General features: G+C 58.4%; 12 protein-coding genes. 9 read left to right on the forward strand and 3 right to left on the reverse strand.

Annotated elements, in window-relative coordinates:
- The first annotated feature begins 294 nt into the window (after positions 1-294).
- The 4 genes from WMP96_RS05030 to nrdE all read left to right on the forward strand — a co-directional run bounded on the left by WMP96_RS05030 (position 295) and on the right by nrdE (position 4256).
- Positions 295-1041 (forward strand): esterase/lipase family protein, encoded by a 747-nt coding sequence (locus WMP96_RS05030; RefSeq protein WP_301716029.1) that lies wholly within the window; start codon positions 295-297, stop codon positions 1039-1041.
- Between the two features lie 304 nt (positions 1042-1345).
- A complete protein-coding gene (nrdH, locus tag WMP96_RS05035) occupies positions 1346-1585 on the forward strand; it encodes a glutaredoxin-like protein NrdH (protein WP_023020850.1) in 240 nt (79 codons plus the stop codon).
- Between the two features lie 22 nt (positions 1586-1607).
- Entirely contained in the window at positions 1608-2039 is a 432-nt protein-coding gene (gene nrdI / locus WMP96_RS05040) for a class Ib ribonucleoside-diphosphate reductase assembly flavoprotein NrdI (RefSeq protein ID WP_023020851.1), read from the forward strand.
- 54 nt (positions 2040-2093) lie between these two features.
- Complete coding sequence (gene nrdE / locus WMP96_RS05045) at positions 2094-4256, forward strand: class 1b ribonucleoside-diphosphate reductase subunit alpha (RefSeq protein ID WP_023020852.1); 2163 nt, start codon at positions 2094-2096, stop codon at positions 4254-4256.
- A 55-nt stretch (positions 4257-4311) separates the two neighbouring features.
- Here nrdE and WMP96_RS05050 read toward each other — a convergent pair whose 3' ends face one another.
- Positions 4312-5007 carry a FadR/GntR family transcriptional regulator gene (locus tag WMP96_RS05050; protein ID WP_301716015.1) on the reverse strand — a complete coding sequence of 232 codons (696 nt, stop codon included), beginning with the start codon at positions 5005-5007 and terminating at the stop codon, positions 4312-4314.
- 142 nt (positions 5008-5149) lie between these two features.
- Here WMP96_RS05050 and nrdF point away from each other — a divergent pair, with 142 nt between their 5' ends.
- The 4 genes from nrdF to WMP96_RS05070 all read left to right on the forward strand — a co-directional run bounded on the left by nrdF (position 5150) and on the right by WMP96_RS05070 (position 10192).
- Positions 5150-6139, forward strand: a complete 990-nt coding sequence (gene nrdF, locus WMP96_RS05055; RefSeq protein WP_023020854.1) for a class 1b ribonucleoside-diphosphate reductase subunit beta — start codon at positions 5150-5152, stop codon at positions 6137-6139.
- Between the two features lie 342 nt (positions 6140-6481).
- Positions 6482-8176, forward strand: a complete 1695-nt coding sequence (gene ctaD / locus WMP96_RS05060) for an aa3-type cytochrome oxidase subunit I (protein WP_023020855.1) — start codon at positions 6482-6484, stop codon at positions 8174-8176.
- A 101-nt stretch (positions 8177-8277) separates the two neighbouring features.
- Positions 8278-9468 carry a phosphoserine phosphatase SerB gene (gene serB, locus WMP96_RS05065; RefSeq protein WP_239204915.1) on the forward strand — a complete coding sequence of 397 codons (1191 nt, stop codon included), beginning with the start codon at positions 8278-8280 and terminating at the stop codon, positions 9466-9468.
- The gene (locus WMP96_RS05070) at positions 9461-10192 is read left to right on the forward strand and encodes an aminoacyl-tRNA hydrolase (RefSeq protein ID WP_239204917.1); all 732 of its coding nucleotides are present in this window, start codon (positions 9461-9463) and stop codon (positions 10190-10192) included. Before serB ends, WMP96_RS05070 begins: the two co-directional genes overlap by 8 nt.
- Here WMP96_RS05070 and WMP96_RS05075 read toward each other — a convergent pair.
- A complete protein-coding gene (locus tag WMP96_RS05075) occupies positions 10158-12137 on the reverse strand; it encodes an ATP-dependent DNA helicase (RefSeq protein WP_023020858.1) in 1980 nt (659 codons plus the stop codon). The two genes, WMP96_RS05070 and WMP96_RS05075, sit on opposite strands and share 35 nt — an antisense overlap.
- Before the next feature lie 18 nt (positions 12138-12155).
- Entirely contained in the window at positions 12156-13484 is a 1329-nt protein-coding gene (locus WMP96_RS05080) for a nicotinate phosphoribosyltransferase (RefSeq protein WP_034655966.1), read from the reverse strand.
- A 122-nt stretch (positions 13485-13606) separates the two neighbouring features.
- Between WMP96_RS05080 and clpS the strand changes: the two genes are divergently transcribed.
- Complete coding sequence (clpS, locus tag WMP96_RS05085) at positions 13607-13933, forward strand: ATP-dependent Clp protease adapter ClpS (protein ID WP_023020860.1); 327 nt, start codon at positions 13607-13609, stop codon at positions 13931-13933.
- Positions 13934-13935 lie beyond the last annotated feature (2 nt).

Below are 13935 nucleotides of genomic sequence, written 5' to 3' on the forward strand. Positions count from 1 at the left end.
GGCTATCCGGAGTGGGGCGGATTTTTTATGGGTGAATTATGGCACAAGGGATAATTTTCTCCAGGGCCACGGGGAATAAAGAGACATGTATGAATATAATCAAATCGCCGTTATGTGTCGTGAGAAAGAAGAATAATGTCCCGGCGAATTGTTGCTGTGCTTGCTGCTGCAGCCCTTGGGCTATCCGCCCCTATTGCTAATGCCTCTCAGTCGGAGTGGGAATCCTCTGTTCCAGAGTCCTTTGGGATCAATGACCCTTCCTGTGTGCCTTCTGGCTAGATTGTTGAGCCGGTGGTGCTACTGCATGGCACCTATAACAATGCGGGTGTGTGGAAAAGCTTGATTCCGATGTTGAAGGATCAGGTCGCGTGCGTATGGGCCTTTGATTATGGAGCGGATGATGTTTCTTTGCAGAATGCCTCTCCCTCAACGAAGGCCATTTCAGATTTGGATGATGCGGCCGAGGAAATAGCGCGGCACGTGGACTATGTCCGAGCGGTAACCGGCGCGGAGAAAGTGGACTTGGTAGGCCATTCCCAGGGCGGTACCCATATTAAGACCTATACCCAAATGTACGGCGGGGCTGAGCACGTCGCTCGGGCTGTGGCTCTAGGCGGCAACTTCCACGGCACCACGCTGGGTGGGCAGGGCGAAGGTCTGGCCAAATTCATCGCCTTCGCACCCCGCCTCGCAGCCTTCTTGGCCAGCACGGCCGGCATCCAACAGGTGGTGGGTTCGGAATTTATGCAAAGGCTCAATGCGCTGCCGGACACCGCGCCGGGCGTGCTCTACACCTCCATCTACTCGCCGGCGGATACGACGGTAACCCCGAATAGCTCCTCGCAGCTGGTAGCTGTCGACGGCGCCGATGTGGTGAACCTCGACCTTGGTGAGGTCTGCGGCGTGGCTCCTCGGCACGATAAGCTGCCGACTGACCGCACGGCGCTGAGCCAGGTCATTTTTGGCCTGAAGCGCGCCCCAGGGGAGGGGCCGCGGCCGTCGACCTGTGTCTCCGGGGAGTCATCGACGGTCGGTTCCTGAAGCGAAGCGCCACACCGGAAATGTGAACTTTGACACACAAAACGGTGAATTCCAGGTAAACCCGCAGGAATCTCATTGATGTAGTTTCATGGCTGTCCTTGGGTGTGGTCAACATGTGGGGCCTGGGGGTGTGTCATCCTGGGAATACCATGCTTGTAACTACTACATATTGTGTTGGTTGCGGGTCTTTCCCCCAAAGTATAGTGTCGTTGATGTTGTTCAGAGCGGCGCAGGAAGCGCCCGAATAAGCGGGAAACGCTCCCCGTTCTGACGAGTTTTCAATGCAGGAGCTTTAAGGATCTATATGTCTATCACCGTTTACACCAAGCCAGCGTGCGTCCAGTGCAACGCCACCAAGAAGGCCCTCGATCGTGCCGGCCTCGAGTACGACCTCGTCGATATCTCGGCCGATGACGAGGCTCGCGACTACGTAATGGCATTGGGTTACGTTCAGGCCCCAGTAGTTGAGGCCAACGGTGAGCACTGGTCTGGTTTCCGCCCAGACCGTATCAAGGGCCTGGCTTCCCTAGCGGCATCCGCCTAAGGGGTAGGGGAGGCCAGTAGCGATGTTGGTCGTGTATTTTTCCTCCGCAACGGAAAATACGCACCGGTTCGTGCAGAAACTGGGCTTTCCCAGCGCGCGCATTCCGCTGCGCCGCACGGAGGAGCCCCTCAAGGTCAACGAACCTTATGTCTTGGTGTGTCCCACCTATGGCGGGGGCGCGTCCATTAGCCACCAAAATTCCCGTCCCGTGCCCTCACAGGTAATTAAGTTCCTTAATGATGAGCACAACCGCAGTTTCATTCGCGCGGTAATCGCGGGTGGTAATAGCAATTTTGGCGCCGACTTTGGCAAGGCTGGTGACGTCATCAGTGCCAAATGTAAAGTGCCCTATGTATATCGTTTCGAGTTGCTGGGAAACGATGACGATATAAAAATTTGTCGTGAAGGCTTAATGGCTAACGCCGCCGAGCTTGGGCTCGAGGCCGCGGCCTAGCACCCACCACGACTTAAATAAAGATCCTGATTTTTAAGAAAGGCCTTGTCAGCTGTGAGTACGCAATTGGGGAAGACCGTCGCCGAGCCAGTAAAGCCGGAAGAGCAGTTGGACTACCACGCTCTCAACGCGATGCTGAATCTCTACGATGCAAACGGCAAGATTCAGTTTGATAAAGACCGCGAGGCCGCAAACCAATTCTTCCTGCAGCACGTTAATCAAAACACGGTCTACTTCCATGATCTGGAAGAAAAGATCGATTACCTGATTAATAACAAGTACTACGACCCACGAGTCATCGAGCAGTATGACTTCTCCTTTATTAAGGAGCTTTTTAAACGCGCTTATTCCTATAAATTCCGCTTCAAGTCTTTCCTGGGCGCGTATAAGTACTACACCAGCTACACGCTGAAGACCTTTGATGGTCGCCGCTACCTCGAGCGCTTTGAGGATCGTGTCTCCATGACCGCCCTATTCTTGGCAGATGGTGATACTGGCTTGGCAGAGCGCCTTGTGGACGAGATTATGAACGGCCGTTTCCAGCCGGCCACCCCAACCTTCCTCAACGCCGGCAAGGCCCAGCGTGGCGAGCTCGTGTCCTGCTTCCTGCTGCGCATCGAGGACAATATGGAGTCAATTGGACGCTCCATCAACTCCGCGCTGCAGCTTTCCAAGCGCGGCGGCGGCGTGGCCCTGCTGCTGTCTAATATTCGTGAATCCGGCGCGCCCATTAAGCACATTGAGAACCAGTCTTCCGGTGTTATCCCAGTAATGAAACTGCTGGAGGATTCCTTCTCTTATGCCAACCAGCTTGGTGCCCGCCAGGGCGCTGGTGCGGTCTATCTCAATGCGCACCACCCAGACATCATGGACTTCCTGGATACCAAGCGTGAGAACGCGGACGAGAAAATCCGCATTAAAACCCTCTCTCTGGGCATCGTCGTGCCGGATATCACCTTCGAGCTGGCCAAGCGCAATGACGATATGTACCTCTTCTCGCCGTATGACGTAGAGCGCGTCTATGGCAAGGCCTTCGGTGACATCTCCGTTACTGAGCACTATGAGGAGATGGTAGAAGACCCACGCATCCGTAAGAAGAAGATCAACGCCCGTCACTTCTTCCAGACCGTGGCAGAGCTGCAATTCGAGTCCGGCTACCCGTACATCATGTTCGAGGACACCGTGAACCGCGCCAATCCGGTAAAGACGTCGTGGATCAACATGTCCAACCTGTGCTCGGAGATCCTGCAGGTTAACTCCGCTTCCGAATTCAATGCGGATCTGACCTACCAGGAGCTGGGCAGCGATATCTCTTGTAACCTGGGCTCGCTGAATATCGCGATGACCATGGATTCGCCGGACTTCGCCACTACGGTGGAGACTGCCATCCGTGGCCTGACCGCTGTGGCGGATAAGACATCCATCGATTCCGTGCCGTCTGTGCGCCGCGGAAACGACGAGTCCCATGCTATCGGCTTGGGCCAGATGAACCTCCACGGTTACTTGGGTCGCGAGCACATCGAGTATGGCTCGGAAGAAGGCTTGGATTTCACTAATGCCTACTTCGCGGCCGTGCTGTATGCGGCATTGCGTGCCTCTAATAAGATTGCCCGCGAGCGCGGTGAGTACTTTAAGGAGTTCCCGCAGTCCGAGTACGCCTCCGGCGAATTCTTCGACCGCTACGATCCGGAAGAGTTCAAGCCGCAGACAAAGAAGGTCCAGGAGCTTTTCGGGTCCTCTTCGATCCACACCCCGTCCGCCCAGGACTGGGAGGAGTTGAAGCAGGACGTGGCCAAGTACGGACTATATAATCGCAACCTGCAGGCAGTGCCACCGACGGGTTCGATTTCCTATATCAATAACTCCACCTCATCCATCCACCCGATTGCTTCCAAGATTGAGATCCGCAAGGAAGGCAAGATCGGTCGCGTCTACTACCCGGCGCCGCACATGGATAATGACAACTTGGAGTACTTCAAGGACTCTTATGAGATCGGCTTCGAGAAGATCGTCGATACCTATGCCGTAGCCACTAAGTATGTGGACCAAGGTCTATCGCTCACCCTCTTCTTCAAGGACACCGCAACCACCCGCGATGTCAACCGTGCGCAGATTTATGCGTGGCGCAAGGGGATTAAGACCTTGTATTACATCCGCCTGCGCCAGATGGCGCTGGAGGGCACCGAGGTCGAGGGCTGCGTATCCTGCATGCTCTAAACGGTAGGTAGAACGCCTCGATGCACGTCGTGGGGAAGGACGTGCATCGAGGCGTTTAACCGTTTTCTGCCCTGGTGCGGTCGAGGATGGTGCGGGAGGTGCTTTCGGCGGCGTCGGCAAGCCCAGCATCAATGGCGCGGGCCAGCTCCATGTGCAGTTGTGTGGTCCCGCCTATCGGATCGCGCTTGCGGGAACCAAAGACGGACTTGCCCTTGAGCATGGCTACTAGCGAAGGGGCGAGCGCGGCCAGCATCTCATTGCCGGAAGCCCGCAAAATTAAAGTGTGGAAACGCAGATCGGTTTCCAGTTCCTCGCCCACGCGCGGGGAAGGAGTGGATTCTAGCTCGGCTAAACGCGCGGCGAGGCGAAGGAGCTCCGCCCGCTGCCGGGCGCTGGCATTGCCGGCTGCGAGTCGGGCCGCCACCGGTTCGATTCCCAGCCGCAACTCGTTGAGGCGTGCCACTTGCTGCCCGCGGGTTTTGTCATCATTTAACCGCCAGCCGATGATCGCCGGGTCATATACCGTCCAACTATCCATCGGCAGCACCGTGATTCCCACGCGACGCCCAGAGCGGACCATGCCGAGGTGTTCGAGCGTGCGCATGGCCTCACGGGCCACTGTGCGGGAGATGCCAAAGCGCTTTTCGACGTCCCCCAGACGGAACCGCTCGCCCTCGGCGATGTCTCCGCTTACGATCTCGGCGCCGAGCCTATCCACCACGGAACCCAGCAGGGGAGGGGTGGCACTCATGCGGAAATCCTTTCTTTGCATGCTCCGAAGTAACTGGAATCAGTATAGGTAAGTGGTATCCAGCACAATGGCTTAGAGGGCGGGCGAATTGGGTATGCTGGAGACCTGAATTTGTCCGTTTTTAGTATTGGAGTGACGCCGCGTGTCGCACGAGTACGATGACTACGTTTCTAGTCATGAAAAGCCAGTTAAGGCCATTAACTGGAATAGCATCCCGGATGAAAAGGACCTCGAGGTATGGGAGCGCCTCACCGGTAATTTCTGGCTGCCAGAAAAGGTCCCAGTCTCCAATGACCTTCCCAGCTGGAAGACGCTGACGGAGAAGGAAAAGGAAACCACCATGCGGGTTTTCACCGGCCTGACGCTGCTGGATACCATCCAGGGCACCGTCGGTGCGATTTCCCTCCTCCCGGATTCCCAGACCCTGCACGAAGAGGCGGTCTACACCAACATTGCGTTTATGGAGTCCGTGCACGCCAAGTCCTATTCCAATATCTTTATGACCTTGGCGTCCACACCCATGATCAACGATGCCTTCCGCTGGTCCGAAGAAAACGAGAACCTGCAGAAGAAGGCCAAGATCATCTTGTCCTATTACAAGGGCGAGGATCCGCTGAAGAAGAAGGTGGCCTCCACTTTGCTGGAGTCCTTCTTGTTCTACTCCGGCTTCTATCTACCGATGTACTTCTCTTCCCGCGCGAAGCTCACCAATACCGCCGATATCATTCGCCTGATTATCCGCGATGAAGCCGTGCACGGCTACTACATTGGCTACAAGTTCCAGCAGGCCTATAAGCAGCTGGATGAGGAGCGCCAGGCGGAGCTGAAGGAATACACCTTCGACTTGGTCTACGACCTGTATGACAATGAGATCGACTACACCGAGGATCTCTACGATGACTTGGGCTGGACTGAGGACGTTAAGCGCTTCCTGCGCTATAACGCCAATAAGGCGCTGAATAACTTGGGCTTCGAGGGGCTCTTCCCGGCCGATGAGACCCGCGTTTCGCCGGCCATTTTGTCCTCGCTTTCCCCGAACGCCGATGAGAACCATGATTTCTTCTCTGGATCCGGTTCTTCCTATGTCATTGGTAAGGCTGAGGACACCACGGATGACGACTGGGACTTCTAAGCATTCCCGCTGATCAGCGTGGTCTAGCGGCACACCTTCTGCTCTAAATCAATCGAAAGGTTGATAACGAGCGGGGGTGTGTTTTCGCGTTTTGGGGGTGCACAATTAAGCGCATCTGTGACATATAGCACGGTAATTGGGGGCCGAAAATCCGTGCCGGAATTGGCGGCCGCGCCACGTGCAGGGCCTATGTGAAAGATGTGGTTAGTGTCGAGGCGTGGTCGTGCGGCTCATTATTGGGGGAAGCTGGAAAGAACAGGGGAAAATGGCCTAATATAATGCGAGTAAACCTAGGTGTAGGTGGGCCCTGCCCACAGGCACTTTGTTAATCAGGAGGATTTTATGACCGCTGTGGCGCCACGGGTCGACGATTACGTCGCCCCTACACGTCCAGAGCCAACCGGTAATGCGAAGACCGGTTCAAAGGCTTGGGTATTTCTAACCACCACCGACCACAAGCAGCTGGGCATCATGTACTTGATCATGTCCTTCAGCTTCTTCTTCCTCGGTGGCTTTATGGCACTGTTGATCCGCGCGGAGCTGTTCACCCCGGGTCTCCAGTTCTTGTCTAATGAGCAGTTCAACCAGCTGTTCACCATGCACGGCACCGTGATGCTGTTGCTGTTTGCAACCCCAGTTGTGTGGGGCTTTGGTAACTACATCCTGCCGCTGCAAATTGGCGCGCCGGACGTGGCCTTCCCGCGTCTGAACGCCTTCGGCTTCTGGGTTACCCTGCTGGGCGGCACCGTGATGCTGCTGGGCTTCGTCACCCCAGGTGGTGCAGCTGACTTCGGCTGGACCATGTACATGCCGCTGGCTGATGGTGTCCACACCCCTGGCATTGGCGCCGATATGTGGATCGTCGGCGTGGGCGCTACCGGTGTCGGTACCATTGCCTCCGCTATCAACATGATCACGACCATCCTGACCTTGCGCGCACCGGGCATGACCATGTTCCGCCTGCCGGTATTCAGCTGGGCCGTATTCACCGCATCCGCCATCGTGCTGATGATCTTCCCGCTGCTGACCGCTGCAGCACTGGGCGTCCTGTATGACCGCAAGCTGGGCGGCCACATCTACGATTCCGCTAACGGTGGCGGCATCCTGTGGCAGCACCTGTTCTGGTTCTTCGGCCACCCTGAGGTTTATGTCCTTGCACTGCCATTCTTCGGCGTTGTTTCTGAGGTTGTTCCGGTCTTCTCCCGCAAGCCGGTCTTCGGCTACATCGGCCTGGTCTTCGCACTGCTGGCCATCGGCGCCCTGTCCATGGCTGTGTGGGCTCACCACATGTTCGTTACCGGCGCTATCCTGTTGCCGTTCTTCTCCTTCATGACGTTCCTTATTGCGGTGCCTACCGGCGTTAAGTTCTTCAACTGGGTCGGCACCATGTGGAAGGGCCACATCACCTGGGATACCCCGATGATCTTCGCTATGGGCTTCATGGCAACCTTCCTCTTCGGCGGCATGACCGGCGTTATGCTGGCATCCCCGGCATTGGACTTCCACTTGGCTGAGTCCTACTTCTTGATTGCTCACTTCCACTACACCCTGTTCGGTACCGTTGTGTTCTCCGCCTTCGCGGGTCTGTACTTCTGGTTCCCGAAGATGACCGGCCGTATGCTGGATGAGCGTTTGGGTAAGATTCACTTCTGGCTGACCTTCATCGGCTTCCACGGCACCTTCTTGGTTCAGCACTGGGTAGGCAACATGGGTATGCCGCGTCGTTACGCTGACTACTTGGAGTCTGATGGCTTCACGGTCTTCAACCAGATTTCCACCATCTTCTCCTTCGTCCTCGGCGCCTCCGTCATCCCGCTGATTTGGAACGTATTCAAGTCCTGGCGCTACGGCGAGATTGTCACCGTGGATGACCCATGGGGCTACGGCAACTCCCTCGAGTGGGCAACCTCCTGCCCACCGCCGCGCCACAACTTCGTGTCCCTGCCGCGTATCCGCTCCGAGCGTCCGGCCTTCGAGCTGCACTACCCGCATATGGTTCAGCGCATGCGCGAGGAAGCACACGTGGGTAGCCACTAAAGCGAAGTAACTCGCACAAACTCCTGACTAAAGCCGCCTCCCAGCCCTTAATGGGTAATGGGAGGCGGCTTTGGCGTATCTTCTGTACCCCACGTGCGATAATGGGCGGCGTGAGTACTCAAGCTGATACCAATGCAGTCATCACCACCAGCGGGCCGGATAAGCCTGGGGTCTCGGCGGCCTTTTTCCGCGTTCTGGCGGCCCATAACGCCACGCTTGTCGACGTCGAACAAGCCATCTTTTCCGGCCGCATTACCCTCGCTGCCCATACCCGCATTCCTGGGGCGCGCGCCGAGCAAATTGCACAGGGGCTGCGCAATACCTTGAGCATTTACGGTCAGCAGGTATCCGTAGACCTGCGGGAGGAAAAATCCACCGCTCGAGCCCGCTCGAGCTATGTGGTGGTCCTCATGGGCACGCAGGTTACCGCCCATCACATGGAGGAAGTTGCCCGCGTACTGGCCAACTTCGATGCCAATATCGATCGCATCCGCGGGCTTTCAACCTCTCCGTTGACCGGGCTGGAGCTTTTCCTATCTCTCGATGGTTCCGCCGCACCTGTGCGCCAGGCATTAGCGGAGCTGGCGCAGCAGATCGGCATCGATATCGCCATTGAACCCGCGGGCCTGGGTCGGCGTTCCAAGCGTTTGGTGTGCTTCGACTGCGATAGCACCCTCATTCAAGGCGAGGTCATCGAGATGCTGGCCGCCCATGCGGGAAAGGAGAACGAGGTTGCCGCAGTAACAGCCCGGGCCATGCGCGGGGAGCTGGACTTTGAGGCTTCCCTGCGTGAGCGCGTCGCCGTGCTGGAAGGGCTGGATGCCGCCATTATCGATGAGGTGGCCCGCGATATTCATTTGACTCCAGGCGCCCGGGAAACCATCGCCACGTTGAATCGCATTGGCTACCGCACTGCGGTGGTCTCCGGCGGATTCATTCAAGTATTAGAGGGCCTAGCTGCGGAGATGGAATTGGACTATGTGCGCGCCAATACCTTGGAGATCGCAGATGGGAAGCTCACCGGCCGGGTGACCGGCAAGGTGGTTGACCGCAAAGCGAAGGAGGAATTCCTGCGGGAGTTCGCCGCGGATTCGGGGGTAAATATGCGGCAGACGGTGGCCGTGGGCGATGGCGCCAATGATATCGATATGATTTCTGCTGCTGGGCTGGGGATTGCCTTTAATGCTAAACCGGCCCTGCAGGAAGTGGCGGATACCTCTGTAAACCACCGGCGGCTGGATGAGGTCCTGCAAATTTTGGGTATTCCGGCCGAGGAGGTTGTTGATGAATAAATTCGACAGAGCGCATCAGCGTTTGGTGGAAGCCTGTGATTCACGCTCCTGGCGCGATGATCCCGAGAACCCAGATGATCCGGCCACGATTCAAGCTATGCAGATTGCGCTTAATCTGCCGAAGCAGGAGCCGCCGACACGTACGGCGGTGCTAGAAGCGGCCGCGCGCGCTGTGGTGGCGGTGTGCCTCGACGAGCGCGCGGGCGAGGACGGCGCCTTCGCGCAGGCGCTGGGGCAGTGGTATGGCCACCGCATCCGCAAGATCGCCCGCCGCGCGCGCAATAAAGCGTGGCGCGATGTACAAAGCCTGCCCGGCGTGACCGTAGCGGACCGCGCCCGCGCTTTTGCGCCCTCGGCCGTAGCAGAGGTGGATCCTCTCATTGCCAAGCTGCAGATCGGCCACACCGACCTTGCCTATGACGAACCCGGAGCCCCGCTTAGCGATGCCCCCGTTATCTACGTCGACCGCAGCCTCGACATGTCTGCGGGCAAAGTCGCGGCACAGGTAGGCCACGGCTCGATGATGCTGGCCGCTGCGATGTCGGTGGATGAAGCACGCGACTGGGCAGAAACTGACTTTCGGCTTTCGGTGCGCGAGGTTTCCGCGACGGATTTTCGCACCGCCTGCGCACAGGACGGCGCCGTGGTCATCGTTGACGCCGGCTTTACGGAAATCGCGCCAGACTCGGCTACCGTGTGCGCCCTGCGGCGACCAATCGCTTAAGCGCACCCCGGACCGTGCTCGCGTCAGTGGTCTGCCAAAAGCGCGGCATGGAGGCCTTGAGGAAGCTGCCGTAGCGCTTATACTCCAGGCGGTTATCAAGCACGGCGACCACGCCGCGATCGGTCACGTGGCGCAGCAGACGGCCGGCTCCCTGCGCCATCAGCAAGGCGGCGTGATTGGCGGAGACCTCCATGAACCCGGAGCGGCCGGCGGCATCGGCTGCTTGGGCGCGCGCCTGCATGAGGGGATCGTCTGGGCGAGGGAATGGAATGCGGTCGATGATGACCAGCGAGCACGCCGGCCCTGGCACGTCCACGCCCTGCCATAGGGTAAGCGTTCCGAAGAGGCAGGAGTTTTCCTTCTGCGAGAATTTCTCTACTAGCGCACCGATGGAATCTTCGCCCTGCACGAAGAGGTCAAACGGGATACGGGGTTTGAGCGCGGCGGCTGCTTCTTCCGCGGCCCGGCGAGAGGAAAACAATCCGAGAGTGCGCCCGCCGGCGGCCATGATGAGCTCATAGATCTCCTCGATCGATTCTTTAGACAGCCCATCGCGGCCCGGAGCGGGCAGATGCTTGGCGGTGTATAAAATGCCGGATTTGGCTGGGTCGAAGGGCGTGCCCGCGTCCAAGGTGTCATAGGTGCCGCTCGGCATGCCCCACTGTGCGGCCATAGCATCAAAGCGGCCGCCGAGGGCGAGAGTGGCCGAGGTAAGCACTACAGTTTGTTCCCCAAAGAGGTTCTCGCGCAGCATGTGGGCGATGGACAGGGGTGCCACGGCGAGGGTTTCGGCGTCGCTGCGCGGATCGCGTTCGAGCCAGACTACGTCGTCCTGCTTGGCTGGGTCATCGGTGGCGAAGACCTCCAGCATGCGTGATACGGCTTGCGCGAGGTCGGAGAGGTGGTTGCTTAAGTTTTGGCGCTCGGCGTTCTTTTCTGGGTCATCGGTGGCCTCGCCTTCGGGGGCGCGTGAAACGAGAGACTTAACGCGCAGGAACTCTTCGGCAAGCGCGCGCAGGTGGCTCTGCGAAGTTTCATCCAAGTCGGTCCACCGCCCGGGCTCCTGGATTTTCATCAGGTCATCGAATTCCTCGGCCAGATCCGAAAGATTGCCGGCATTGCCTAAGGACTTCGCGCGGTTGGCGGCCATCTTGATGGCGCGGGTAGTAATCTCCGCGGTGGACACGGAGGTGATCCGGCCGTCGAGCTCGTGGGCCTCATCGATAATGGCCACGTCGTGTTCGGGCAAAATATTTGCCTCAGAGATAGCGTCGATGGCCAGCATGGCGTGGTTGGTGACCACGATATCGACGTCGGCAGCCGCCCGGCGAGCCTCTTCCGCAAAACAGTCTGGCCCGTGCGGGCAACGCGAAGCCCCCAAACACTCGTTTGACGTTACCGACACCGCCCGCCACACCAGGTCCGGTACACCTGGCTCGAGGTCATCGCGGTCACCAGTTTCGGTTTCCTGTGCCCACTCGTGGATGCGGCGCACGGCCTTGCCGCGGCGGGAGATTTCGGATTCGTCGATAAGAGCTTCCGGATCATCCGGGGTCGCCGCAATCTTATTCATGCACAAGTAGTTATTGCGGCCCTTCATGATGGCGAAGGTAGGAGTGCGCTCCATAACAGGGGCAAGGGCCTTCGTGAGCCGGGGCAGATCGCGCTCCACCAGCTGGCGCTGCAATGCCAGGGTAGCGGTGGAGACGATGACGGTGGACCCTGAGTTCATTGCATGCCGGATAGCCGGGACTAGGTAGGCCAGCGACTTACCGGTGCCGGTACCGGCCTGCACTGCTAAGTGGCGCTCCTTATCGAGCGCGGCCGCGACGGCCGTGGCCATGCGCACCTGGCCTTCGCGCTGGCTACCACCCAACGCAGCAACGGCCTTGTCCAGCAGCGTTTCCGTGTCGAGGTTTAGGGGCTCATCTGCGTGCTCACTCACCCCACACAGTCTAGCGGCCTACTTTTTAAAGCCCACCATCCGTGTGGGCACTGCTGCTTCATCGCGGGAGAGCGCTAGGCCTTCCCACGGCAGGGTCTTGCGGGCCTGATCCAAATACTCGCGGGAGGCATGCAGATCCGGCAGCTCATCCACGATGTGTCCATCGCGCATGAGCGGAATGGTCATCTCGCGGGTATCGAGCTGGCCGGTATCTGGCGCGGGCGCGTCAAAGGGATAGACGATCTCTTCCACCGCCACGCCCGAGGAACGGTAGGTGCGTAGCGCGCGCTTGGCACCGCCGACGGACTGCTTGGAAGTAGAGCGCTTGGCCACTGGGATGCCGTCTACTTCTACGACCTTGTAGACCATGCCGGCGGTCGGTGCGCCAGACCCGGTTGCCACAGACGTACCGACGCCGTAGACGTCTACCGGATCGCCGCGCAGGCCGGCGATAGCGAACTCGTCGAGGTCGGAAGAGACCACGATATTGGTGTTGTGGTTGCCCAAATCATCCAGCTGTTTGCGCACGCGGCGGGTAACGGCGCCCAAGTCACCGGAATCTATGCGGACCCCACCTAGCTGCGGGCCACCTACTTTCACTGCGGTTTCTACGCCCTTGGTGATGTCATAGGTATCCACCAGTAACGTGGTGTCCACGCCCAAGGTCTCGATCTGGGAACGGAAGGCGGCCTCTTCGTTCGGAGTGCCATCCGGGTTTGTGTGCGCCAAAGTCCAGGAGTGGGCCGCGGTGCCGGAGACAGGGATGCCGTAGCGGTAGCCCGCCTCCAAATTGGAGGTGGCTTCGAAGCCAGCCAGGTAGGCCGCGCGGGCGGAGGTTACCGCCGCATACTCGTGGGTGCGGCGCGAACCCATCTCGATAATCGGGCGGCCATCGGCCGCCGTGACCATGCGGGAGGCGGCCGAGGCTACCGCGGAATCGGCATTCATGATGGACAAAATAACGGTCTCCAAAATGAGGCACTCTCCAAAGGTGCCGCGCACCGTCAAGATGGGGGAGTTGGGGAAATAGAGTTCACCCTCGCGGTAGCCGTCAATCTGCCCAGAAAAGCGGTAGTGACGCAGGTATTCCTTGGTTTTCTCATCCAGGAAGTCCATCTCTGCCAATTGATTGGCTGAAAAGCGGAAATCCTCCACCGCCCGCAGGACCCGCTCGGTGCCGGCAACCACGCCGTAGCGGCGCTCATTGGGCAGACGGCGGCCGAATACCTCGCAGGTGACCTGGCGGTTTGCCGAGCCGTCTCGCAGCGCGGCCTGGAGCATAGTGAGCTCGTATTTATCCGTCAGTAAAGCGGTGGAGCGATCATTAGGAATAGCTTTGTCATTCACGTGAGTGATAATACCCACTGACTAGGTGTTTTTCAGAGGTTTAGATTCTTTGGACCTAGATTGTCCGCAGCCAGATCGGGCTGGCCCACAATAAATCCCCAAAAGTGGTTAGGCTAGAAAGCATGAAGGCGCAATTTCCCGTAGTCCGCATGAGCTCTCCTATGGCTACGCCCGAATTGGACGAAGAAATCGACGTAGATGTGGCCACGAGCGAGAACCTCCCGTGGATGTGCATCGTGTGGGATGACCCAGTCAACCTCATGAGCTACGTGTCCTATGTATTCCAAACGGTTTTGGGATACGACAAGAAGCGGGCCAATGAACTTATGATGCAGGTCCATACTGAGGGCAAGGCCGCCGTGTCCAGCGGCGAGCGCGACAAGATTGAAGCGGACGTGAAAAAGCTCCAGATCGCTGGTCTGTGGGCGACGATGCAGCAGGCAGGTTAACT

This window comes from Corynebacterium sp. KPL4035 (genome assembly GCF_037908325.1).
Lineage (GTDB): Bacteria > Actinomycetota > Actinomycetes > Mycobacteriales > Mycobacteriaceae > Corynebacterium > Corynebacterium kefirresidentii.

Bases quoted from the DNA above. Each gene is read 5' to 3' on its own strand.
- nrdH (WP_023020850.1), top strand. From the start codon at position 1,346: ATGTCTATCACCGTTTACACCAAGCCAGCGTGCGTCCAGTGCAACGCC.
- nrdI (WP_023020851.1), top strand. From the start codon at position 1,608: ATGTTGGTCGTGTATTTTTCCTCCGCAACGGAAAATACGCACCGGTTC.
- WMP96_RS05050 (WP_301716015.1), bottom strand. From the start codon at position 5,007: ATGAGTGCCACCCCTCCCCTGCTGGGTTCCGTGGTGGATAGGCTCGGC.
- ctaD (WP_023020855.1), top strand. From the start codon at position 6,482: ATGACCGCTGTGGCGCCACGGGTCGACGATTACGTCGCCCCTACACGT.
- serB (WP_239204915.1), top strand. From the start codon at position 8,278: ATGGGCGGCGTGAGTACTCAAGCTGATACCAATGCAGTCATCACCACC.
- WMP96_RS05070 (WP_239204917.1), top strand. From the start codon at position 9,461: ATGAATAAATTCGACAGAGCGCATCAGCGTTTGGTGGAAGCCTGTGAT.
- clpS (WP_023020860.1), top strand. From the start codon at position 13,607: ATGAAGGCGCAATTTCCCGTAGTCCGCATGAGCTCTCCTATGGCTACG.